A 23,115-nucleotide genomic window follows, 5' to 3' on the forward strand; every position below is an offset into this window, starting at 1 on the left:
GGGACGACCCTGAAACTTTCATTTCGGGAGGGGTGGGTCGCTCACCGCGCTTGGGTTCTCGCCCTCGAAGGAGTCCGGAGACATCGTCACCGGCGGGCGTCGACGGTGACCGGGTTTCCTCCGGGCCCGCTCGGATCCGATGGCGGCAGGTACGACAGGTATCGGTGCGGGTCCGTTACCGGGGAACGATCGGGAGGGTGATGGAGGAGTCGGGGAAGACGGTCTGGTGCTGGACGACCAGGTCGGCCTCGGTGGAGTCGGCGGAGGTCCGGCCGGTGCCGGGGTTGCGGTCGAAGCGGGGGAAGTTGGAGCTGGAGATCTCGACGCGGATACGGTGGCCGGTCTTGAAGACCTGACTGGTCGCGACGAGGTCGATCTCGTGCACCCCGGAGGCGACGGAGGTCCGGACGATGCCGTCGGTCACGCTCATGGCACGGCCGTCGGGGTGGACGTCGACGAGCTTGGCCGTCCAGTCGGTGGAGACCGCCGAGGTCTCGGCGTGCAGGGTGACACGGAGGTGGCCGGTCACCTCGACATCGGAGGCGAGCGCCTCGGTGGTGAAACAGAGCACGTCGGGGCGCAGCTCGACGTCGCGCTGGTCCTGAGGGCCGATGTTCGTCACGTCGGGGAGCAGGAGAGGGCCACCGGTCGTGGGCACCGGATCGCGGGGGTCGAAGGTGAAGGTGGACGGCGCGGTGTCCGAGGGGGCCTCGGCGGACAGCAGGCCGCCGGTGTGCAGGTAGTAGCGGGTGTCGACCGCGCGAGACAGCGGCCACTCCTCCTCGTCCCGCCAGACGTTGTCGCCCATGACGAAGATCTTCACGGGCGGGCCGGCGTCCTCGCCGCGGAGGAAGTCCAGCTGCCGCTGCGGCAGCATGACCGCCTGCGCCGAGGCGGAGAGCCCGAAGTCCAGGCGGCCGGTACCCGTCGCCTCCGAACCGTGCGACCAGGGGCCGATGACCAGCGGGCCGCCCAGCCGCCGGTGGTTCTCCAGGGTCCCGGCGAGGAACAGGTCGAACCAGCCCGCGACGTGCATCACGGGCACCTCGATCCGGTCGTGCCGCAGGGTCTCGGCCAGCCCTTCCCAGTAGGCGTCACGGGTCGGGTGCGAGATCCAGTCACTCCACCACGGCCCGGCGGGGACGTCGCGCAGCGGCAGCGTTCGCGCGGCGGCGGCCTGGTCGCCCAGTACGGGCAGGAGCGTGCCGAAGCCCGCCCCCACGTCCTGGCCGGCCTCCATCGCATGCGTCAGACCGAGCATCTCCTGCAGCAGCCCCCAGTTCAGCGCCGAGCCGAGCGCGAAGGCCCCACCTTGATACTTCAGCCCGTCGTAGAAGTCGTGCGGGGTCATCGAGGCGACCACCGCCCTGAGCCCCGGCGGGCGGGTCGCGGCGGCCTGGAGCGCGCATCCGGCGAGGTAGGACATCCCGAAGGCCACGACCTCGCCGTTCGACCACGGCTGGGAGGTGATCCACCCGACGGTGTCGTAGCCGTCGTCGCCCTCGTCCAGCCACGGCCGGAACTCCCCGTCGCTGCTTCCGCGTCCCCGGCAGTGCTGGAGCACCACCGCGAAGCCGGCCTCCAGCGCGGGGATCTGCGGTGCCGTCGAGAACGAGCCCGAGCCGTACGGCGTGCGGACGAGCAGGGCGGGGAAGGGCCCGCCGGAGGCGGGGCGATAGACGTCGCCGCGCAGGATCGTACCGTCGCGCACCGGCATCGGGGTGTCGTGCTCGCCGACGATGGAGAGCGGAGGGCGGTTCAGCTTCGGCATCACGAGTTCCTTGGGACGTCCGTCGAGCTTCGGGGATCGTACCGGGGAGCTGATCCCCCTTGATGTACATCATCATGTACACTGACGACATGAAGGTGATGACTATGTCCGAATCACGGGCCAACTACGCCGCCACCCTCGACGCCGTCATCGACGACCAGGAAGAAGTCCTCATCACCCGCCCCGGCGGAGAAGGCGTCGTCATGGTGTCGCAGCGCGAATACGAGTCGATGCGCGAGACGCTCTATCTGATGGCCTCTCCCGTCAACCGCAGAAGGCTGTCGGAAGCGGTCGCCCGGCTGGAGGCCGGAGGCGGCACCATCCGCGAGCTGGCGGATGAGGACGCCACCTCGTGAAGATCCTTTTCGACGAACTCGCCTGGCAGGACTACTGCTACTGGCAACGAGAAGATCGACGCATCCTCAAAAGGATCAACCAGTTGATCGCCGACATAGCCCGAAACGAGAACGAGGGCATCGGCAAACCAGAGCCGCTGAAGTACGAATGGTCCGGCTACTGGTCACGGCGCATCACCTCGGAACACCGGCTCGTCTGCCGTGTCAACGACGACACCATCATGATCGCCGCCTGTCGATATCACTACGAGAAGTAGTGTCCGCCCGGCCAACCCCGCATCCTGCCTCAGCCCCGACGGCTCGTCATCCGGGCAGGTCGGCGCGATTTTTCAAGGGTTGCCCACATCAGGGCAACCCTTGAACCCTCATCCGGGAAAGGCGGATCACTCACCGCCGCGCAGGTCGGCCAGACGCTTGGGCGAGTACTCGATGTCCTCGAAGCGTACGGTGCAGCCGTCGCCGGTGGGGCTCTGCGCGAGGAAACCGACCTCCGGGTCACCGTCGAGCGCGAAGTATCTGATGAGGTTCCAGAAACCGGACTCGTCGGCGACGTGGAAGGCGAAGGCGGAGCCGATGCGGGAGATCCGCAGCCGGATGTCCCGGCCGTCCATGGTCACGGAGTTGCAGTCGTCGGACACTCCGCGGGTGACCACCGAGACGATCGTGGGCTTGCCCTGCGGGGAGAGTTCGAGGCAGAACTTGGCCCACCGGTCGTCGTCGGCGTACAGCAGCAGGACGGCCGCGTCGTAGGTGGACAGCAGGTCGAGCCTGACCCGCGCACTGAGGGTGAAGTCGCCGTCCAGGCGGCCGACGAGGGCGGGGGCGTTGGCGTAGCGGTTCGGCTCTCCGGGGTCGGAGAAGAGGTCGGTGCCCGCCCCCGCGACGATGGAGAGCGCGTCGCCGTCCGCGCTCCAGTCCTCGGGCCGGTTCAGCCAGCGCAGCGGCGTGGGGAAGGCGGGCAGGGAGACGGTTTCGCTCACGGGTGTTCCTCCAGAGGGGTTGCGATCGCGTAGACGGTCGCGATGAGACGGTCGACGGTGTCGGCGTCGCGGACGGTGCAGACCGGATCGGTCCCGTTCCTGACGCTACGGGCGAAGTCGGCCATGAGGGGGAGATGCGGGTTCTGCGGCGGGGGAAGGAACTCGTCGACGGCGACCCCGTCGACGATCCCGCGCACGGTCCCCGAGTCGAGGGGGTCGAGTTCCAGGTGACCACCGTCGAAGAACAGGCGCAGCCGGTCGTGGCGGGCACCGGGCCTCCACGCCGCCTCCAGGCCGGCCGTGGTCCCCGACGGCCAGGCCAGTTCCATCCGGGCGAGGCGCTCGGCGCCCAGGTCGAAGGGCCGCCCGGTCCACGCGGCGGTCACGACCGGCTCTCCCAGCAGCCAGCAGAGCAGGTCCAGACGGTGACTGCCCACATCGGCGAGTACTCCCCCGCCGGAGAGCGCGGGGTCGGTGCGCCAGAGCCTGGGATCGTCGGGGCCCGGGTCGAAAGGGCTGGAGAACTCCACGATCGCGCGGTGTACGGCACGCCCGCGCAGGATCTCGCGCACCCACCCGAGCGCGGGCGCGAGCCGGCGGTAGTAGGCGACGCCCGCGTGGGCGCCGGCCAGTTCGGACACCATCTCACGGTGGTGGGCGATCCCCGGGTGGGTCCAGGCCGGGACATATGGCGATCCGCGCCGGCGGGTGTCCCTCGCGCGAGCCGGGGCCGGCTCGGACGCCGCTCCGTGTCGGCGGTCGATTCCCACGTGGGCCGCGGCCGGCTCGGGCGCCGCCCCGCCGAGCGGTTTCTCCACCAGGACCGGCAGTCCCGCACGCGCCGCCGCGATCGCGAGCGGCAGATGGGCCGCGACCGGTGTGGCGACGTAGACGACCTCCGCCACGTCGAGCAGTTCGGTGTAGTCGGACGTGCCGAAGGCGCCGGACCCGCCGGGAGAGGTTCCGAACTCCTCACAGATCGCCTGGGCCCGCGTGGCGTCCCTGCCCCACACGCAGGTGACGGTCTCCCCCAGGGAGAGCAGGGCGGGAAGGGCCTTCCTGCGGACGATGTCGCCGTATCCGGCGATCCCCCATCTCAGCCCTGGCCGGGACATATGGCGATCTTCAGGGTTTGCGGGGGCGGGGTCTGGAACGGCGCCGCGCTTCCCGCCGGATGAAGGGTGGGACTCTCGGAGAGGCGGTCGAGGGCGTCCTGAAGCCGTTCCAGTGGGTAGGCGGCGCTGAGGATCGCGTCGAGACGCAGTTCCTTGGTGAACGTGGCGGCGAGCCGCTCGGCCACGCGCATCGCCTCGGCCCTCGCGGTGTCGGTCGGCTCGGCGGAGCTGTGTACCCGCAATCCCTTCTTCTCCCACTTGACCATGTCGAAGGTGACGTGGGTGTCGATGTGGTGGGTGCCGAGGAAGACGACGAGACCGTTCTGCCGGACCAGGTCGACGCAGGCGTTGGCGGTGTGCGGGGTGCCGACCGCCTCGATGGCGACGTCGAACTCCCCTCCCAGCTCCTCCGGTACGGCCTGCGGTGACTTCACCAGCGAGGTCCGGTCCGCGCCGAGGAGCACCGAGCGCTCCAGACGCCAGGGGTCCAGGTCGGCGACGGCGATCTCGGCCGCGCCGCGCAACCGTGCGACCCGCAGGGCCATCAGCCCGACCGGCCCCTGCCCCACGATGGCCACCCGATCGCCCAGTCGCACCCCTCGGGTCGCGTGCACGGCCAGGGGCAGCAGTTGCAGGATCGCCCCCTGCTCGAAGGGCACGTCGTCGGGAAGGACGCCCACGCTCACCTCCCTCGCCGCCGCGTACTCGGCGAAACCCGAGGTGAGCGGGGTGCGGACGAACACCCGCCGCCCCGGCTCGACGCGGGTCACCCGCTCCCCCACGGCCTCGACGGTGCCGGCGACCTCGTGGCCGAAGCAGCCGGTCGCGCAGTGATCGCGCAGGCCGAAGTAGTGATAGTAGGCCAGGTCGCTGCGGTTGCAGACGGTGCAGGCTCCCACCCGGACGAGCACGTCGCCCGGCCCGATGGGCGGGACCGGCGCGTCGCCGTCCAGGCGGATGCGATGTCGGCCGACGAGTTCGATCCGGCGCACGTCACTCCTCGTTGTTTCCGGTTTGCGGATGTCCCGTGAACGCTTCGCCCGCCAAGGGCCGTGGACGTCCCAGGGCTGCATCGCCCGCCAGGGACCGTGGACGTCCCGGACCCGTATCGCCCGCCACGGGAGGTGGAGGTCCCGTGAACGCGCCACCGACGAGTTCGCGCCAGAACAGGTCGCCGCCCGGCGTGGCGCCGACGAGCCTGCCGGTCGTGCCGGTGAGCGTGACCAGCCCGGGCGTAGTGCCCAAAAACGCCCACTCGTCATCCCGTGTCCTGACCCGCAGTTCCCCGTCGTGGGTCAGCCCGATCAGCCGTCCCCCCACGTGGGCGAGCGCGGCGAGCCTCGGCCCGTCGCCCGCACGGGTCCACGGCCGCGACCGACCCGCGGCGAGCGGGCGCTGCCACAGTTCGCCTCCGGCACCGGCGGCGAACATGGTCTGGTCGACGGGGGCGATCCCGACCGCCTCCGGCGGGGCGTCGTACAGGTCCTGCCATGGAGCCCGCTCGGTCACCGGCTCGCGGACGACGACGCGCCCTTCGGAGTGCAGGCCGTACAACAGGACGGGTGAGCCCGGTGTCGCCTCTCTCGGCGCGGTCAGGGCCACCAGACCGGGCGCGGGCTCGATCCGCCGCCATCTCAGGTTCTGGGTGCGGTACGGCCTCACCCAGAGATCACCGTCGGTGCGGACGGCGAAGAGACGGTGCTCGCAGGCGGCGAGCGCGAGCGCGGCGGCCCCGTGCCCCATCGGCTCCCACCAGCCGGGATCACCGGCGAGCCTGGCGAGCACGTTGCGGGTGACGCGGTCGAGCACCGGGTCGTCGAGGGCGTCGCCCCAGCCGATCGTGGCCGCGTTGAAGACGGTGCCCGCCCCACGGCGCATGATGCCCATGGTGGCGTGGCCGCCCTGGCCCAGGTGCCGCCAGTGGCGCAGGTCGGCGGTGGCCAGGATGGCGAAGTCGGCGGGAGTGCCGTCGGCGCCGGTCGCCAGCGGGACGCCGTCGACCTCGACGTACTCGGCGGCGTCGGTCTCGTACCCGACCGCGCCCCTGCCGAAGGTGTCGCCGTCGCGCAGTCCCGTGCCCTCGAACACCCAGTGCTCGGCGAAGCGCACCGTGTACGACTCGGACTTCATCGCGTCCATGTCCTCCCAGCAGCCCGCGCCGCGCCGGAAGCTCACGCCGGTCAGGCTGTTCTCCGGCCGGCCCACGGGCGAACCCGACCACTCCACGGTGACCAGGCTCGGATCGGTCGCGGCCATCGGGTCGAGCAGGGCGTCGCGGTGGCACACCATGGTGCGGCCTTCGTCCTCCAGCCGGATCTGCCACCAGCACGTGTTGCCGGCGAAGAAGGCGATGTTGCCTCCGGAGGCCACGAAGGACTCCGCGGCGTCGCGCATCTCCCGGGTCCAGTACTCGTCGTGCCCGGGGATCAGGAGCAGGCGGCGGCCGCGCAGCAGCGTGTCCGGATCCTCGTGCAGGTCCAGGTTGGAGCAGTAGTCGGCCCGGACGCCGTTACGGCTCAGCCACCGGTAGAAGTTGTCCTCCCAGTTGCCCGCGGGTCCGCCGCCCGGCCGGTCGAAGGTGACCCGGCCGGCTCGCTCCGGGCTCTCCGTGGGATACAGGCCCTCTCCCGGGACTCCGGCCCTGTTGTACGCCTGCCAGGTGAGGAAGGGCACCGACACCAGGACCGCCCCGGCGGGTTCCGGTTCGCGGGCCCGGACGACGAAGTAGGTCTCGTCGTCCCCGCTCTCGTCGCTCCCGCCGGCCCGGGCCTCGCCCTCCCGGGTCCCGTCGTCCTCCTCGCCGAGGGTGAACCGCACGGCGTAGAGGGAGCTGGGCCAGCTCTCGGGGACCCGCAGGGTCCACCAGGGCCCGGAGGCGTCCAGCTCGGCCCTGACCTCGCCGGTCACGGCGTCACGAACCCGGGCACGGCAGCCGACCGCGCCGTACCCGCCGCCTGCCGCCGTCTCGCCGGCGGCGATACCGCCGGGCATCGGGTCCTCGGTCGTCGGATCGTCGGGCAGGAGACGAAAGCGCAGCGCTCCGCCCTGCGGCACCGAGGTGCGCGCCGCGTAGGCGCGAACGGCCACGGTCATGCCCTGGGACCTCGCAGGTCGCCGTATCCGCCGGCGACGCTCCAGCTCAGCGGGGCGATGTGGGCGTTGAACGGCACCCCGTCCAGGGTCATCTCCGGACGCGGGTGGGCCAGGTGCAGCAACGGGTCGTCGAACCGGGTGAACCCTCCCGCCAGGCTCAGCCGCGCCACGACGTCGTCGTCCTCGCCGCCCCAGCCCTGGTATCGCTCGTCGAACCCGCCGATCGCGTCGAAGGTCGTCCTTCTCGCCCAGAGGCAGGCGCCCGGCGGTTCCTTCAGCACCAGCGCGCGTACGGCGTCGAGCGGCACGTCGGCCTCGCCGTGCTCGCAGCGCCGGCGGACGGCGGCGGCGGAGGACTCGGGATCGAGGCAGAACATGCGACGGTAGGGCAGGAAGGCCGAGAGTTCGGGCTCGCTCGCCATGCGGTCCAGGTTCCGGCTCAGGAACCGGCGGTCGGCCAGGATGTCGGTGTCCAGCACGCAGATCAGCTCGGGCTCGCCGGGGGTGTCGCGAACCCCGACGTTGACCGCCCAGGACTTGTTGAAGTGCCCGTCGTGTCGCGCGAACACGTAGTGGTCCACCAGTGGTTCGACGGTGTCACGCCAGATGGGCGCCGAGTCGGACTCGACCACGGTGACGCTCACCCGGCCGTCGTGACCGTCCTGGTCGCGCAGGGCGGCCAGGCAGGCCAGCAGGTTGCGGGTGCGGGCACCGCCGACGCGGTCCCTGAAGGGGATGACGACCACCGTCCGCACCCCCGATGCCCCCGGTGTCCCCAGCATTCTCGGCCGTGACCAGGCGGAGGCGTCGGCCACCGACACCTCGGCGGCGGAGCGGTCGGCCGACACGCCGTTGTGGTAGTCCACCAGCACGCGCGCGTCGGCCGCGACGACCAGCTCCCCGAGGCGCGCACGGTCGGCGGGTGAGCGGTCCAGCAGGGGAAGGAGCGCGTTCACCAGCGCGGTCTCCAGCTCGCCGTCCCCGGGGCAGGCGGCGAAGCGGCGCAGGTCCTCCGCCGCGGGCTCTCCGGCCACGAAGTGGGCGAGAGCGGCGGCCACCGCCTTGTAGTGCGGGCCGCTGATCTCCCACCAGTCGGCGGCGACCATGGGAACCGACGGGTCGTTGGCGAGGAAGGCATAGGCGGCCAGCCTGGACCCGAGTGTCCGTGTGTCCGGGAAGGAACCTGGCATTTGGGGTGACGCTATTGGGGTTTCTGTCATGCCGTTTCCCTCCACCTGCACGAACTCCCTCCGGCCGCGCGAATGTCGGACCCCGACGTACCGTATCGTGTCCGAAAATGCCCCACAAGAGGACTTGACCCATTTAGGAGCGTCATTTAGGATCCCGATTTGGGAGCGCTCCCATAGCCCGAATGTCACGATCCCAACCCTAAATCGACCTACTTCAACACGTATCCGAACGACGTTGCCAGCACGCCGAATTTGGCACAAGGACCGGGTTGATCAAATCCTCCTGGTCGATTGGGGATGAAATGTCGAACGAGAGTTACCGGTCGGCGAGACCCACCAACGGGGAGGGCCTGGCGGAGGTCGAACTCGACCAGGCACACGCTCCCGACAAGGTCATGGCTCACGAGGACCTGCTGAGGAAGTTCGTCAATGGGGAGAGCTTCCGGCCCGTCCATATGCGCATCGGCATCATGGGTGCCTGTAATATGCGCTGCAATTTCTGCAACTTCCACTCGCCGAACGAGGAGAATTTCTACGATCTGTTCTCCTTCAAGGACGCGATTCCCACCGACAAGAGCGTCAGGCTCATGCGGGAATTCGCCGAGTCCGGCGGCCGGGCCGTCACATTCTGTGGCAGCGGCGAATGCACCATTCACAAGGGCTATACGGAGATCTGTGATTCCGGGCATGCAGCCGGGCTGCGCATCGGCCTCATCACCAATGGCTCCCGCCTGCACAGGGACGACATCGCCGACTGCGTGGTGAACACCCACACCTGGGTGCGCATCGGCCTCAACGCCGGCACCGAGGCCACCTTCAACGAGATCACCCGGGACCGCGAGCAGACGTTCAAGTCCTTCCTCGGCTCCGTCCGCAGGTTGCGCGACAACGCCGTCGACCCCGAGTTCCGCATCGGGTTCAACTTCGTGATCACTATGCAGAACTACCGGGAGATCACGCAGGCCGCCCTGATAGCGCGCGACTCCGGAGCCCACTACGTACGGTTCGAGCCGGAGTTCTACAGTTCGATGGGCCACGAGACGATCGAGCAGGTCATGGCGGAGGTCTCCGCCTCGCTCGACGAGGTCTCCGCGCTGTCGTCGGAGGAGTTCGAGGTCTCCGTGCCCAAGCTCGACCGGGGACCGATGGACCAGGTGGAGTCCGTCGAGGGCGACTTCGACCACTGCCACTACAGCCGCTTCGTCACGGCCGTCGGAGCGGACGGCCATCTCTACCCCTGCCCCCAGGTCCACCTGAACAGCCGCTACCGCATCGGCAACGTGCTCCAGGACGGTTACCTGAACGTCCTTGAGGGCGGCCCCAGAGCCGAGTGGGAGTCGAGCAACCCGCTCAGGACCGACCTGTGCAAATCCTGTTTCTACCGGCCGCAGAACGAGCTGCTCGAATGGCTGCGCAAGGGGCGGATCAAGCTGGACGACGCACTGAACACCTACCGCGTCGAGGTTCCGCACACGCTCCACGCCGACTTCGTCTGAGATCCGGGGTTCGCGTTGACGTCGATCGACCGGTTCCACCATCTCGGCCATTCTCCGGTCGATTCCGCCCCCGGCTCCCCCACGTCCGACCCCGCCCTCGCCGCCGCCCGCAACGGCCAGGTGCGCAGGGTGGTGGCCCGGCTGGCCGCCACCCGGCAGGTGCGCCTTCGGGTGCGCTCCACCCGCAGGCAGGAGGGCGGGGAGCCGCGGGTGGACCACTACCTCTTCGAGCACGAGGACCGCCGGGAGCTGCGCGCGGTCATGCTGGCCCCGCCGGGCCCGGGGCCGTGGCCGGCCGTGCTGGTCTGCCCGGGGCGCAACGCGACCCTGGAACGGGTCACCGGGCTCCTGCCTCCCGACCATCCCGGGCGCGACGTCGCCGCGCACCTGACCCGGGCCGGTTTCCTCACCCTCACCCTCGACCACGGTCTCGACCGCTGGGCCGAGCCCGCCACGCTGGGCGGGCGCGATCCCGGCGACGTGCTGGACGGCACGCTGCGGCTGCGCGGCGGGAGCCTCCTCGGGGCGATGGCGGAGGACGCGGGAGCCGCGCTCGACTGGCTCGGCGCGCATCCGGACGTGGCACCCGGGCGGATCGGCCTGTTCGGGCACAGCATGGGCGCGGCCGTGGCGCTGCACGCCGCGCTGCTGCGCCAGGAGCCGCTCCCGCTGTGCGCCGCCAGCCACCTGGGCACGTACGAGACGATGATCGGCCGGTCGCTGGCCTGGAACCAGTACGTCGCCCTGCCGTCGATCCTGCGTCACGCCGACCTCCCCGACCTGTACGCGGCGCTCGCCCCCGCTCCCCTGCAGGTCCAGTACGGCACGGCCGACGGACGCCTCGATCCCGGCGACGCCAAGACCGCCGGCGAACGGATCGTGAGCGCCCACCCCTCGGCCGAGATCCTGCCGCTGCCCATGGGCCACGGCACCGGCCTGGCCGAGGCGGCGGACTTCTTCACCCGGTCCCTGGCCGAGCCCGTCACCGACACGCCGGACGTGCCCGCGGCCAGGATCGGGTTCGACGTCCGGGCCCGCCTGGACATCCTGGACCTCGTCGACGACGCCCTCGCCTCCGGGTCCCTCACGCTCGGAACGCGCGGCACCCGGCTGGAGGCGCTCGCGACCGGGGAGATCGGGCGTGGCACGGCGGCGGTGAGCTCGGGCTCCTCCGCCCTGGAGATCGCGCTACGGATCGTCGGGGTCGAGGGACGCACCGTCCTGGTCCCGGCCAACACCTTCTTCGCGACCGCGGCGAGTGCCGTCCGCGCCGGCGCCCGGGTCGACTTCGTCGACATGGAGCCGGACGGTCTCGGCATGGACCCCGACGGGCTGCGCGCCGCCCTCGCCGCCCACGAGGACGTGGCCGCGGTCGTTCCCGTGCACATCGCCGGGGTCGTCCCCGACTCGCTGGCCGAGGTGCTGGCCGAGTGCGACAGGCAGGGGATCGCCGTCGTCGAGGACGCCGCCCACGCCCTCGGCTCCTCGCTGCACGGACGCCGGGCGGGCACCTTCGGCCGGTTGGCCGCCTTCTCCCTGTACCCCACCAAGATCATCACCAGTGGCGAGGGCGGCCTGCTCAGCGCGGACGAGAACGACCTGAGGCGCGTCATGCACCTGCGCGACCACGGCAAGCGCTCCTTCGAGGAGAACCTCCACGACGATCTCGGCAGCAACTGGCGGATGAGCGAACTGCACGCGGCGGTGGGCCTCACCCATCTGGCCCGGCTGGCCGAGGTGCTGGCCGAGCGTACGGAACTGGCCGCCCGGTACGACGACGGCCTGGCCGGCGTGCCCGCACTGAAGCGCCCCGCCGTACCCGCGGGGTGCGCGACGAACCACTACAAGTATCTCGCCCTGCTGCCCGAAGGCGTCGACCGCGCGGCGCTCAAGCGGCACCTCCGCGCCGAGGGGGTACGGCTCGCGGGCGAGGTGTACGACGTCCCGCTCCATCGCCAGCCCTACTTCGCCCGGCGCTTCGCGAACCGGTCCTTCCCGAACGCCGAGGCGTTCACCTCCCGCCACATCTGCCTGCCGCTCTTTCCCGGCATGACGCGAGCCCAGCAGGAGCGGGTCGTCCACGCGCTACGGGACGCGCTGTCGTGACCGGCGAGGCGGTCCTGCCGTTGCTGCGCGCGGGACGGTGGTACCGGTCGATGGACACCGTGCCCGTCCCCGGAGGGCCGTCGCTCTCCCTCGCCCCGGAGATCCTCGTCCGCGACGACGGCGCGCGCCTGCGGGCGCGTCGTGCCGCGACGACCGTTCCCCCCTTCGCCCGGCGCCTGGAGATGCTCCGCGAGGCCGTCGCGCTGTTCGGGCACGGCCGCGTACCCGTCGAGTCCCTCGGCGTCCAGGACGCCGGGGGGTTCGACGAGGCGATGCGCGCCACGGCGGGGCTCCCCTCCGTTCTCGTGCGCCGCTGGTCGGCGATGCTCGGCGAGCGGCTGGAGGAGCTCGTGGCGGACGTGCGCGAGACCGGCGGGCTCACCCTGGTCTCCCTGCCCGCCAACACCTTCACCTGCCTGGAGGGAGTGCTCGAGGCGGCGCTGTCGGGCGCGGCGGTCTGGGTCCGCCCCAGCAGGCGCGAGCCGCTGTCGTCGGCCCGCCTGATCGGTGCCCTGCTGAGCGTGGGCTGGCCGCCGGAGACGCTGGGCTACTACCCGAGCGCGCCCCGGGTCCTGCCCGCGCTGATCCGGGCGACCGACAGGCAGGTCGTCTACGGCGGCGACGGCCTGGCCGCGGAACCGGCGATGGACACGCCGTCCCTCGATCTGCGCGGCCCCGGGCGGGCCTGCGTGATCGTGGGCGCGCGGGAGCCGGTGGATCCCACCGAGCTCGCCTTCCGGATCGCGCGGGACGCGGGCCGGTTCTGCACCTGCGTGTCCACGGTGGTCTGCCTGCGGACGGCCGGGGAAGATGCCGTCGAGCGCGGCAGCGCGGTCGCGGCGGTGCTCGACGGCATCTCCCTCGACCCGCCCGACCCGCGCCTGCCGCAGGCGTCGTGGCCCGAGGCCGACGCCGCGCGCATGGCCGCGTTCGTCTCCGACCGGCTCGCCCCCGGCGGGCGCGTCCTCACCCGGCGGCCGCTCCTGGTCAGGTCGGGCGGGACGACGTTCCTCGCGCCCACCCTCGTCCACGTCGACGACGTCGGCCATCCACTCGTCGGCTGCGAGCTGCCCTTCCCCTTCGCCGTCGTCGTCTCCGCGGACGAGGCGGGAGCGCGTGACGTCGCCGCCGGGTCCCGCTTCGTACACCCGGCCTGCTTCGCGGCCGTTCCCCAAGGAGTGTCGTCCTGAACCCGAGCAGTCATCACCTCCCGGTCGGCTCCCTGCTGGACGCCATGCGAGAACAGATCCCCGCCATGCGCGAGTCCCTCGACGAGTGGACGGCGCGCATGATGAGCTGGCACTTCAGCGAGGAGACCGGCTCACCGTTCTGGCTGGCGCGCAGGAGCCGCCTGCCCTTCGACCCGATCCGCGACGTCACCGACTACGCCTCCCTGCGCCTGTTCGGCCTGTTCGACAAGACCGACCTGCGGGGGGTGAGCGCGCGCGACCTCGTGCCCAGGGGCTTCGCGGGGCGGCCGTTCCGCGTCGTGGAGACCGGCGGGACGTCCGGGCCGCCGTACCGGGTCGTCGATGTGACCCGCGCCGTCTACGACGTGAAGATGTACCGCGTCATGCTGGAGGCCCGCGGCCTGCTCGGCGGCGACATCCTGGCCATGACGCCCAGCGGCCCGCACGCCTACGGGCATTTCGTCAAGCTGCTCGGCGACAGCTGGGGGGCGGCGGTCTTCTCCGTGGACTTCGACCCGCGCTGGGTGAAACACCTGCTTCGCGCCTCCAACGACGGCACCGGCGACGGCGCCGACGCCTACGTCGAGCACCTCGTCGCGCAGACGGCGGACCTCCTGCGGGACGAGCGGGTCAGCCTGCTCTTCACCACCGCCAAACTGCTCCTGTCGCTCGCCCCCGCACTGGACAAGCCCCTCGCCGAGTACGGCGTCCGCGCGGTGTGCACCGGCGGCACCTCCTGCTCCCCCGAGGAGGCGCGCTATCTGCGCGAGGAGTATCTGGACGGGGTCCAGTGGATCGACACCTACGGAAACACCCTCGTCGGGCACGCCCTCCAGGGTGACGCCCCCTCCCCCGAGGAGCCGCACAGCTACCATCTGCCGCCGCCCTTCGCGGTCATGCACGTCGTCCGGCCCGACGACGTCTGGCAGGAGGCCGCCACCGGTGAGCGGGGCCGGATCAGGGCGGTGACCCTCCTGGAGGATCTCTTCCTGCCCAACCTGCTGGAGCGGGACAGCGCCGTCTCCGCTCCGCCGCATCCCTGGTTTCCGTGGCCGGGGGTCGCGCGAGTGGGGCCCTACGAGGCGGAGGACGCCGACCAGATCACCGAGGGGGTCTACTGATGCCAGGAGACAGGCGGGCCGTCTCCTCCAACGGCGTGCCCATCCCGTTCACCGACGAGTTGTTCGCCCCGCTCGCCGACAGCAGCGCGCTGCTCGGCGATCCCGAGGCGCTCAGGCGGCGGTTCCACGACGACGGTCTGTTGCTGCTGCGGGGGTTCCTCGACCGCGAGGCGGTCCTCTCCCTGCGGGCGGCGTACCTGTCGGCGTTTCCCGAAGGTCTGCTCAAGCCGGGGACCACCCCCGAGGAGGGCGTCTTCTCGGGCCGCCCGCCGGAGGGGCTGCCCTCCCACGGGGTGAGGGACCACCCCGCCTACGACTTCGTGCGTACCGAGCGGTTCGCCTCGTTCGCCCGGCAACCGGCCCTGACGGAGCTCGCCTCGACCCTGCTCGGTGGCCCCGTCCGGCTGCTGCCCCGGGGCATCCTGCGCCACTTCTACGCGGGCTCGCTGCGGGCCTCCCGCGCCCACACCGATCACGCGTACATGTCCCAGGGCAGCGACCGCGTCCTGACGATGTGGATACCCGTCGGCGACTGCCCGATGGAGACCGGGGGCCTGGTCTACCTGGAGGGCTCGCACCGGGAGTCCGCGGAGCGGTTCGACCCGGCGCGGCTTCGAACCGATCGGGCCCACGACTCCCGGCCGATCAGCCACGACCTCCAGACGACGGCCCGCGTCGTCGACCGGCGATGGCTGTGGAGCGACTACGAGGCGGGCGACCTGACCGTGCACAACCCGTACGTGGTGCACGCCTCCCTCGACACCGTGACCGACGTCATGCGTGTCTCGGCCGACGTGCGGTTCATCCGCGAGGAGGACGAAGTGGACCCCAGGTGGATGAAGGAGTGGGCCGGCGATGACGGCGCCTGAGAACATGACCGAACCCGCCTCCGGAGGACGGCCTCCCAACGAGCCGCCCGGGGTGGACTCTCCCGCCGGTGAGCCGCCGGGGACGCCTCCCGAAGCGGTGATGTCGCGGGCCGCGGGCCTGACCCGCCTCGCCGCGATGTCGGCGTTCCTGATCGTGGGGATCTCCTACGCCAGCTTCCTGATCAGGGTCCCCTCGCTGAAGGTGGAGCACGGCCTCTCCGCCGGGCAGCTCGGTCTCCTGCTCGTCGTCCCCTCCGTCTCGGCCCTGATCGCCATGCAGCTCGCCGGTGGCCTGGTGGCCCGGTACGGCAGCGCGCCGATCGCCCGGGTGACCGGGGTGGCGCTGCCGCTCTCCCTGGTCGGCCTCGCGCTGGCCTCCGATCCGATCCAGCTCGCCGTCGCACTGGTGATCTTCGGTCTGATCGACGGGCTTCTCGACGTCTCCATGAACGCCCACGCCATCGCGGTCGAGCGCGCTCACAAACGGTCCGTCATGAACCGCTGCCACGCCGCCTGGAGCATCGGCGCGATGATCGCCTCCGTGCTGGGCGGCCTCGCCATCCAGGCCGGCCTCACCCCCATGTCGCACTTCCTGTGGCTGGGCGTGGCCGTGGCCCTCTTCTCGCTGGTCACCGGGCTGTGGATGCTGCCGGCCTCGGCCGACCGGCACACGAGCCGGGAGGGTGAGAAGAAGGTCCGGGTGAAGTGGCGGGACGGGTGGACCCCGCGGGTGCTGATGTTCGGCGCGATGGGCGCCGTCATCCTGATCCTGGAGGGCGCGGTCGGTAACTGGAGCGGTGTCTTCCTCCTGGAGGATCGCGGCGCCACCCTCGCCGTCGCCTCGCTGGGATACACGTTCTTCAACCTGTGCCAGACCGCGGGCCGCCTCGTCGGTGACCGCCTCCACGAGCGGTACGGCGCGCCCGCCCTGGTCAGGGTGAGCGGTGGCATCGCCCTCTGCGGCCTGCTGATGGTCGTGCTCAGCCCGGGGATCGTCGTCGCGATCGCGGGTTTCGCGGTGGTGGGGATCGGTCTCTCGGTCCTGCTCCCCCTCATCTTCAGCGCGGTGGGGCACGGCGGCGCGGAGGGCCTCGGGGCGGCCGCGGCACTGGCCAGGTTCACCACGCTGACCTACTCGGGACTGCTGCTGGGCCCCGTCCTGGTCGGCTGGTTCGCCGAGTTCGTGGGCCTGGCCGCGACCTTCGCCGGGTTGCTCGTCCTGCTGGCGCTGGTGGTGCTCAACGCCAGGTCCACGGGCACGGCGGATCGCAGGGAGAGCCCGCAGGAGGCGTAGCAGGCGACGAGACGGGCTCCAGACGAGAGGGCTCAGACGAGGGAGCGGACGGAGCGGACCGAGCGCGGCGGTTGCCAGCCGGCGGAGTCGACGGCCTCGGGCGACAGGATGTGGTCCAGGACCATGTGGGCGCAGCCGATGATCCCGGCGCTCGGGCCGAGCCGGCTGCGCTCTATCCGCAGGTTGCGGGTGGCCAGCGCCGTCGAGCGGCGGTAGATGACCTCGCGGACCCCCGAGACCATCGGCTGGAAGGTCTCCGCGACGTCTCCGCCGAGAACGACCACCGAGGGGTTGAGCAGGTTGACCGCGCTGGCGACGACCTCGCCGAGCATCCGGGCGGCGTCGCGGACCACGGTCATGGTCTCCGCGTCCCCTGCCCTGACCAGGCTCACCACGTCGGCGAGACTCGTGACCTCGTGCCCCCTGGCCCGGAGCTGACGCAGGATCGCGGTGCCGCTGGCGACGGAGTCGACGCAGTCGATGTTGCCGCAGCGGCACAGGACGCCCCCGCCGTCGCGGACCGGGATGTGCCCGATCTCCCCCGCGGCGCCCAGCGCCCCCCGCAGGATCTCGCCCCCGGCGATCACTCCGGAGCCGATCCTGGTGGACACCTTGATGAACAGCAGGTCGTCGGCCTCGCCCGCGTAGACCTCGCGGTGCTCACCGATCGCGATGACGTTCACGTCGTTGTCGAGGAAGACGGGGGCGGGGAAGCTCTCGGCGATGATCGGCGGGATGGCCACACCGGTCCAGCTGGCCATGATCCGGGCGCTCTCGGTGCGACCGGCCGCGAACTCCACCGTGGCGGGGACCCCCAGGCCGACGCCGCGGACCAGGGAGACGGGGCGGTCGCCGAGCAGCTCGCTCCAGCTCCGCATGACCAGCGGCAGGACGACGTCCGGCCCCTCCTCCACGTCCACCGAGAGGGCGGTGTCGGCCAGCACCTTGCCCGCGAGGTCGCAGACGGCGACCTGTGCGCGGCTCGCGCCGAGAGAGCCGACCAGGACGACCCCGCCTGAGGCGTTGAAGACCAGGCGGGTGGGCGGGCGGCCTCCGGTGGAGGGGCCCTCACTGTCCTCCACGACGAGGCGCCGCTCCAGCAGCTCGGTGACGCGCAGGGACACGGCGGGTCTGGACAGGCCGGTGACACGCCCTATGTCCGCTCGGGTGGCGGCCTCGCCCGAGCGGATGAGGCGCAACACCTCACCGCTGGTGGCCAGCGCGGCAGCGGGACGTCGAGGCATCCGCCAAGTGAATCACACCCACTTAGGAAATGAAAACTTCCTACTTTCTCATCTCAAATTACAAAACTCCGCTTGTGTAGAGCGCAAGATCTAGCTAGTGTCCGATCTATCCCCAAATTCGATAGATCATCACGGAGAGTTCCCCCGATGTCCGAGACCCCGCAACCCGCCGACCTCATCGTCTTCGGCGGCACCGGCGACCTCTCCATGCGGAAACTCCTCCCGGCGCTCTACCACTCCGACCGGGACGGACGTCTCGCCCCCGAGACCCGCGTGATCGCGATGTCCCGCGGCGGGCTCGACGACGCCGACTTCCGCGGCAAGGTGGACGCCGCGATGCGCGGCTCGGTGCCGCAGGACGACCTCGACACCTGGCGGCGCTTCCTCGGCCGCCTGCACCACGTCACCATCGACATCAGCGGCCAGGACCCCACGGGGTGGACGAGACTCGCCAGGACGCTCGACGGGCACGAGCGCCGCGACCGGGTGTTCTACCTGGCCAGCCCGCCCATGACATTCGGCCCGTTCTGCCGCGAGGCGCACCGCGCCGGCCTGGTCACCCCCGCCTCGCGGGTGGTGCTGGAGAAGCCGCTCGGACGCGACCTGCGCAGCGCGATGCGGATCAACGACGAGGTCGGCGCCATCTTCGACGAGCGGCAGATCTACCGCATCGACCACTACCTGGGCAAGGAGACGGTCCAGAACCTCCTCGTGCTCCGGTTCGCCAACGCGTTCCTGGAGCCGATCTGGAACTCCCTGTGGATCGACCACGTCCAGATCACCGTCGCCGAGACCGTCGGCACCCCCGGCCGTCGCGGCTACTACGACCACGCCGGCGCGCTGCGCGACATGGTGCAGAACCACCTGCTCCAACTGCTGTGCCTGGTGGCGATGGAGCCGCCGTCGCGCAACGACCGCGAGTCGATCCGCGACGAGAAGGTCAAGGTCCTCCAGGCGCTGCGGGCCATCACCGGCGGCGAGGTGGACCGTTTCACCGTGCGCGGCCAGTACACGGCGGGCGAGTCCGGCGGCGTCCCGGTACCCGGCTACCTCGACGAGCCCGACAACACCGCGCCCACCGACGACTCCCGCCGGGTGGAGACCTTCGCCGCGATCCGCGCCGAGGTGAGGAACTGGCGCTGGGCCGGGGTTCCGTTCTACCTGCGTACGGGCAAGCGCATGCCGCAGCGCTGCTCGGAGATCGTGGTGCAGTTCAAGGACGTGCCCCACTCGATCTTCCCCGGCAGCACGCCGAACCGGCTCGTGCTGCGGCTGCAGCCGAGCGAGGGCATCCAGCTGAACATCATGGCCAAGGAGCCCGGCGCGGGCGAGGTGGCGCTCAAGCCCGTCCCGCTGAGCCTCAGTTTCGCCGAGACCTTCACCGGCCGGGTGCCCGAGGCCTACGAGCGGCTGCTCATGGACGTCCTCGCCGGCAACCCGACCCTGTTCATGCGGCGCGACGAGGTCGAGGCCGCCTGGCGGTGGATCGACCCGATCCTCGACGAGTGGGAGTCCAGGGGAACCCCGCCCGAGCCGTATCCGGCGGGCAGCGCGGGACCCGCCACGGCCCACGAGCTCGTCGGCCGCAGCGGCCGCGTCTGGCACGAGGAGGGGGCGGAGTGAGCACGCGAGCCGACCGCCCTGCCCGAAGCGACCATCCCGGCAACGATGACGCCGACCACGATCGAGGAGTCCGGATGCACCCCGTGATCCAGGAGGTGACCGACCGTCTGGTCGAGCGCAGCCGCCCCAGCCGCACCGCCTACCTGAACCGGCTTCACGCCGAGGCCGAGGCGGCCCGCCTGCGCGGCCCCGCCAGGGCGAGCCTGGGCTGCGCGAACCTCGCGCACGGCTTCGCCGCCGTGGGCGAGAGCGACAAGCGGGACCTGCGCGCCAACGTCAAGCCCGGCGTGGCGATCGTGTCGAGCTACAACGACATGCTGTCGGCGCACCAGCCGTACGAGACCTACCCGGCGATCCTCAAGGCCGCCGTCAGGAAGGCCGGCGGCGTCGCGCAGTTCGCCGGGGGCGTGCCCGCGATGTGCGACGGCGTCACGCAGGGCCGGGCGGGTATGGAGCTCTCGCTCTACAGCCGCGAGGTCATCGCGATGGCCACCGCGATCGCGCTCTCGCACGACATGTTCGACGCCTCCCTCATGCTCGGCGTCTGCGACAAGATCGTTCCCGGCCTGCTGATCGGGGCGCTGCACTTCGGCCACCTGCCCGCGGTGTTCGTCCCCGCCGGACCGATGACCTCCGGCCTGCCCAACAAGGTCAAGGCCCGCACCCGGCAACTGTTCGCCGAGGGCAAGGTCGGCAAGGGCGAGCTGCTGGACGCCGAGGCGAAGTCGTACCACTCCCCCGGCACCTGCACCTTCTACGGCACCGCCAACTCCAACCAGGTCATGATCGAGGTCATGGGCCTGCACCTGCCGGGCTCGACGTTCGTCAACCCGCGCACCGAGCTGCGCGAGGCCCTGACGAAGGCCGCGGGCAGGCGGGCGGTCGAGCTGACCGCGCACGGCTCCGAGTACACCCCCGTCGGCGAGGTCGTCGACGAGAAGGCGATCGTCAACGCCTGCGTGGCACTGCTCGCGACCGGCGGCTCGACCAACCACACCATGCACATCGTCGCCATCGCCGCGGCGGCCGGCATCGAGCTCCTGTGGGACGACCTGGCCGCGCTGTCGAAGGCGGTGCCGCTGCTGACCCGCATGTACCCCAACGGCCACGCGGACGTGAACCACTTCCAGGCCGCGGGCGGCATGCAGGTGCTCATCGGCGACCTGCTGGACGCCGGACTGCTCCACCGCGACGTGCTCACGATCGCCGGGCGCGGGCTGGACCACTACCGCTCGGCCGCCGAACTCAAGGAGGGCGAGCTGGTCTGGCAGGAGCGCACCGAGGGCAGCACCGACCCCGACGTGCTGCGCCCGGTCTCCGAGGCGTTCTCCGCCGACGGCGGCATCCACATGCTCGACGGCAACCTGGGCCGCGCGGTCAGCAAGGTCTCCGCCGTCAAGGACGAGCACCTCGTCATCGAGGCCCCGGCCAAGGTCTTCGACGACCAGCTTCAGCTGCTGCGCGCCTTCGACGCGGGCGAGCTGGACGGGCAGGACTTCGTGGCGGTCATCCGCTACCAGGGGCCGAGCGCGAACGGCATGCCGGAGCTGCACAAGCTCACCCCGCCGATGGCGGTGCTGCTGGACAGGGGGCAGCGGGTGGCGATCGTCACCGACGGCCGCATGTCCGGCGCGTCCGGCAAGGTCCCCGCGGCCATCCACCTGTCGCCCGAGGCCGCCGACGGAGGCCCCATCGCGCTGGTGCGCGACGGTGACCCCATCCGCCTCGACGCCGCCGCGGGCACCCTGGAGCTGCTGGTCGACGCCGAGGAACTGGCCGCCAGACCCCTTCAGGGCGCGCCGCTCACCGACGCCCAGTGGGTCGGCACCGGCCGCGAGCTGTTCGGCGCCTTCCGCCGCGCGGCGGGCCCCGCCGAGCGCGGCGCGGGCGTCTTCGCGCTGAACGGCCACGCCGAGGCCGTCGCGAACGGCACCCGCCCGGCGACCGCCCAGAGCGGGATCCGGGCGTGAGCGCGCACATCGTCTCCTTCACACGGTCCGCGAAGGAGATCTCGTGAGCCTTCCCTGGCTCGTCGCCGACATCGGCGGCACCAACGCCCGGTTCGGGCTGGTCACCGAGCCCGGTGGACAGCCCGAGGCGGTGGCCGTGCTCGCGGGCGCGGAACACGATGGCCTTCCCGAAGCCGTAGCCGCCTATATCGCAGATCATGCGGGCGGAGTTCAGCCGGGAGCCGCGTGCGTCGCGATCGCGGGGCCCGTGGAGGGCGACTGCTATCGGCTCACCAACTCCGGGTGGACCGGGTCGGTACGCGACCTGGGCATCCCGAACGCCTGGCTGCTCAACGACTTCGAGGCCCTGGCCGCGTCCCTGCCGTACCTGCGGGGCGACGACCTGGTCTCGCTGGGCGGTCCCGAGCCCTCGCACGGCGTCAAGGCCGTGCTCGGGCCGGGGACGGGTCTCGGCGTGGGCGGTCTGGTGCCCTCGGCCGAGGGATGGGTGCCGATCCCCGGGGAGGGCGGGCACGTCACGGCGCCCGTCCTCGACAGGCGGGACCACGAGATCGTCCGGGCACTGCGCGGAGACGGCCTGGAGCACGTGGTGGCCGAGCACCTGCTGTCCGGGCCGGGGTTGTCACGTCTGCACCGGGCCCTCGCGCTCGTCCACGGAACGGACGCGCCGGCACTGTCCGCCTCCGACATCGTGGCCCGGATGGACGACTCACTGTGCGCGGAGACCGTCGAGGTCTTCTGCGCCATGCTCGGCACCTTCGCCGGGAACGTCGCCCTCACCCTCGGCGCGCGGGGTGGCGTCTACCTGGGCGGCGGCGTGCTGCCGCGTATCGTGGACCGGGTCCGCTCCAGCGACTTCCGCCGTCGCTTCGAGGCCACCCCGACCCTGAACGACTACCTTTCCGACATCGCCACGGTGCTGATCGTGGCCCCTCAACCCGCCCTCACCGGCGCGGCGGCCTGGCTGAGCCGGCGCCTGTCCACCATGGAGTTCGCATGAGTCTGCTCGACATCGCCCCGGTCGTCCCGGTCGTCGTGATCGACGATCCGGAGACCGCGGTCCCCCTGGCCCGAGCCCTGGTCGCGGGCGGCCTGCCGGTCATCGAGGTGACCCTCCGCACCACCGCCGCCCTGGACTCCATCACGCGCATCGCCGCCGAGGTCCCGGAGGCGGTGATCGGCGCTGGCACCATCCGCACCCCGGCCGACGTGGCGGCCTCCGTCGCGGCCGGTGCCAAGTTCCTGGTCAGCCCGGGAACCACCCCGGGGCTGGTCGACGCCATGGAGGTGAGCGGGGTGCCGTTCCTGCCCGGTGTGGCGACCGCCTCCGAGGTCATGGCGCTCGCCGACCGCGGGGTGACCGAGATGAAGTTCTTCCCCGCCGAGGCCGCCGGCGGTCTGCCGTACCTGAAGGCACTCGGCGGCCCGTTGCCGCAGGTCACGTTCTGCCCGACGGGTGGCATCAAGCTCGCGACGGCCCCCGACTATCTCGCGTTGCCGAACGTCGGGTGCGTGGGCGGCACCTGGCTCACCCCGGCCGACGCGCTCGCCGACGGCGACTACTCGCGCATCGAGAAACTGGCCGCCGAGGCGGCCGCCCTCCGCTGACTCCCCCGTCCCCGCGAATCCTCCCGGGTGCCGGCCCTGGAGAAGCGGACTGAACCGCGCACGGACCCCACGCGTATCTCGCGGCGAAA

At 71.4% G+C, this 23,115-nt stretch carries 19 protein-coding genes; 12 read left to right on the forward strand and 7 right to left on the reverse strand.

Translation table 11 applies throughout. The features are described 5' to 3' along the window. Nucleotides 1–175: 175 nt before the first annotated feature. A complete protein-coding gene (locus tag AB0B96_RS06685) occupies nt 176–1,771 on the reverse strand; it encodes a CocE/NonD family hydrolase (RefSeq protein ID WP_362896926.1) in 1,596 nt (531 codons plus the stop codon). 89 nt (nt 1,772–1,860) lie between these two features. On the opposite strand from AB0B96_RS06685, the gene AB0B96_RS06690 reads away from it, so the two are divergent. Both AB0B96_RS06690 and AB0B96_RS06695 read left to right on the forward strand, forming a co-directional pair. Then, nucleotides 1,861–2,127: a type II toxin-antitoxin system prevent-host-death family antitoxin gene (locus tag AB0B96_RS06690; protein ID WP_350949247.1), complete on the forward strand. Its 267-nt coding sequence runs from the start codon at nt 1,861–1,863 to the stop codon at nt 2,125–2,127. Then, nucleotides 2,124–2,384: a Txe/YoeB family addiction module toxin gene (locus tag AB0B96_RS06695; protein WP_362896927.1), complete on the forward strand. Its 261-nt coding sequence runs from the start codon at nt 2,124–2,126 to the stop codon at nt 2,382–2,384. Before AB0B96_RS06690 ends, AB0B96_RS06695 begins: the two co-directional genes overlap by 4 nt. A gap of 126 nt (nt 2,385–2,510) precedes the next feature. Here AB0B96_RS06695 and AB0B96_RS06700 read toward each other — a convergent pair whose 3' ends face one another. The 5 genes from AB0B96_RS06700 to AB0B96_RS06720 are packed head-to-tail and all read right to left on the reverse strand — an operon-like array spanning nt 2,511 to nt 8,505. Then, on the reverse strand, nt 2,511–3,107 hold the full coding sequence (locus AB0B96_RS06700) for a DUF1349 domain-containing protein (protein WP_350949250.1): 597 nt from the start codon (nt 3,105–3,107) through the stop codon (nt 2,511–2,513). Beyond that, nucleotides 3,104–4,222, reverse strand: a complete 1,119-nt coding sequence (locus tag AB0B96_RS06705) for a Gfo/Idh/MocA family oxidoreductase (protein WP_362896928.1) — start codon at nt 4,220–4,222, stop codon at nt 3,104–3,106. The genes AB0B96_RS06700 and AB0B96_RS06705 overlap by 4 nt, the downstream gene beginning before the upstream one ends. After that, nucleotides 4,204–5,214, reverse strand: coding sequence for a zinc-binding dehydrogenase (locus AB0B96_RS06710; RefSeq protein WP_362896929.1), 1,011 nt, complete (start codon nt 5,212–5,214; stop codon nt 4,204–4,206). The genes AB0B96_RS06705 and AB0B96_RS06710 overlap by 19 nt, the downstream gene beginning before the upstream one ends. A gap of 1 nt (nt 5,215) precedes the next feature. After that, nucleotides 5,216–7,315, reverse strand: coding sequence for a N,N-dimethylformamidase beta subunit family domain-containing protein (locus tag AB0B96_RS06715; RefSeq protein WP_362896930.1), 2,100 nt, complete (start codon nt 7,313–7,315; stop codon nt 5,216–5,218). Beyond that, complete coding sequence (locus AB0B96_RS06720) at nt 7,312–8,505, reverse strand: galactosyltransferase-related protein (RefSeq protein WP_362896931.1); 1,194 nt, start codon at nt 8,503–8,505, stop codon at nt 7,312–7,314. Before AB0B96_RS06720 ends, AB0B96_RS06715 begins: the two co-directional genes overlap by 4 nt. A 302-nt stretch (nt 8,506–8,807) precedes the next feature. Here AB0B96_RS06720 and AB0B96_RS06725 point away from each other — a divergent pair, with 302 nt between their 5' ends. Genes AB0B96_RS06725 through AB0B96_RS06750 form a run of 6 tightly spaced genes read left to right on the forward strand, consistent with a single transcriptional unit; the run spans nt 8,808 to nt 16,581 of the window. Continuing rightward, nucleotides 8,808–10,001 (forward strand): radical SAM protein, encoded by a 1,194-nt coding sequence (locus AB0B96_RS06725; RefSeq protein WP_362896932.1) that lies wholly within the window; start codon nt 8,808–8,810, stop codon nt 9,999–10,001. 15 nt (nt 10,002–10,016) lie between these two features. Beyond that, complete coding sequence (locus AB0B96_RS06730) at nt 10,017–12,107, forward strand: DegT/DnrJ/EryC1/StrS family aminotransferase (RefSeq protein ID WP_362896933.1); 2,091 nt, start codon at nt 10,017–10,019, stop codon at nt 12,105–12,107. Then, nucleotides 12,104–13,297 (forward strand): hypothetical protein, encoded by a 1,194-nt coding sequence (locus AB0B96_RS06735; RefSeq protein ID WP_362896934.1) that lies wholly within the window; start codon nt 12,104–12,106, stop codon nt 13,295–13,297. Before AB0B96_RS06730 ends, AB0B96_RS06735 begins: the two co-directional genes overlap by 4 nt. Before the next feature lie 44 nt (nt 13,298–13,341). Further along, on the forward strand, nt 13,342–14,418 hold the full coding sequence (locus tag AB0B96_RS06740) for a hypothetical protein (protein ID WP_362896935.1): 1,077 nt from the start codon (nt 13,342–13,344) through the stop codon (nt 14,416–14,418). Then, on the forward strand, nt 14,418–15,287 hold the full coding sequence (locus tag AB0B96_RS06745; RefSeq protein WP_362896936.1) for a phytanoyl-CoA dioxygenase family protein: 870 nt from the start codon (nt 14,418–14,420) through the stop codon (nt 15,285–15,287). The genes AB0B96_RS06740 and AB0B96_RS06745 overlap by 1 nt, the downstream gene beginning before the upstream one ends. Then, nucleotides 15,274–16,581, forward strand: a complete 1,308-nt coding sequence (locus AB0B96_RS06750; RefSeq protein WP_362896937.1) for an MFS transporter — start codon at nt 15,274–15,276, stop codon at nt 16,579–16,581. Before AB0B96_RS06745 ends, AB0B96_RS06750 begins: the two co-directional genes overlap by 14 nt. Nucleotides 16,582–16,613: 32 nt before the next feature. On the opposite strand, the gene AB0B96_RS06755 is transcribed toward AB0B96_RS06750, so the two are convergent. Then, nucleotides 16,614–17,825, reverse strand: coding sequence for an ROK family transcriptional regulator (locus tag AB0B96_RS06755; RefSeq protein ID WP_362896938.1), 1,212 nt, complete (start codon nt 17,823–17,825; stop codon nt 16,614–16,616). 147 nt (nt 17,826–17,972) lie between these two features. On the opposite strand from AB0B96_RS06755, the gene zwf reads away from it, so the two are divergent. The 4 genes from zwf (at nt 17,973) to eda (ending at nt 23,026) form a co-directional block, all read left to right on the forward strand. Further along, nucleotides 17,973–19,448: a glucose-6-phosphate dehydrogenase gene (zwf, locus tag AB0B96_RS06760; protein ID WP_362896939.1), complete on the forward strand. Its 1,476-nt coding sequence runs from the start codon at nt 17,973–17,975 to the stop codon at nt 19,446–19,448. Nucleotides 19,449–19,522: 74 nt separating this feature from the next. Further along, nucleotides 19,523–21,418 (forward strand): phosphogluconate dehydratase, encoded by a 1,896-nt coding sequence (gene edd, locus AB0B96_RS06765; RefSeq protein ID WP_362896940.1) that lies wholly within the window; start codon nt 19,523–19,525, stop codon nt 21,416–21,418. A 43-nt stretch (nt 21,419–21,461) separates the two neighbouring features. Continuing rightward, on the forward strand, nt 21,462–22,418 hold the full coding sequence (locus AB0B96_RS06770; RefSeq protein ID WP_362896941.1) for a glucokinase: 957 nt from the start codon (nt 21,462–21,464) through the stop codon (nt 22,416–22,418). Then, the gene (gene eda / locus AB0B96_RS06775; RefSeq protein ID WP_362896942.1) at nt 22,415–23,026 is read left to right on the forward strand and encodes a bifunctional 4-hydroxy-2-oxoglutarate aldolase/2-dehydro-3-deoxy-phosphogluconate aldolase; all 612 of its coding nucleotides are present in this window, start codon (nt 22,415–22,417) and stop codon (nt 23,024–23,026) included. The genes AB0B96_RS06770 and eda overlap by 4 nt, the downstream gene beginning before the upstream one ends. The last annotated feature ends 89 nt before the right edge of the window (nt 23,027–23,115 follow it).

It is taken from the genome of Streptosporangium sp. NPDC049046, from assembly GCF_040649155.1.
In the GTDB taxonomy this organism is placed as follows: domain Bacteria; phylum Actinomycetota; class Actinomycetes; order Streptosporangiales; family Streptosporangiaceae; genus Streptosporangium.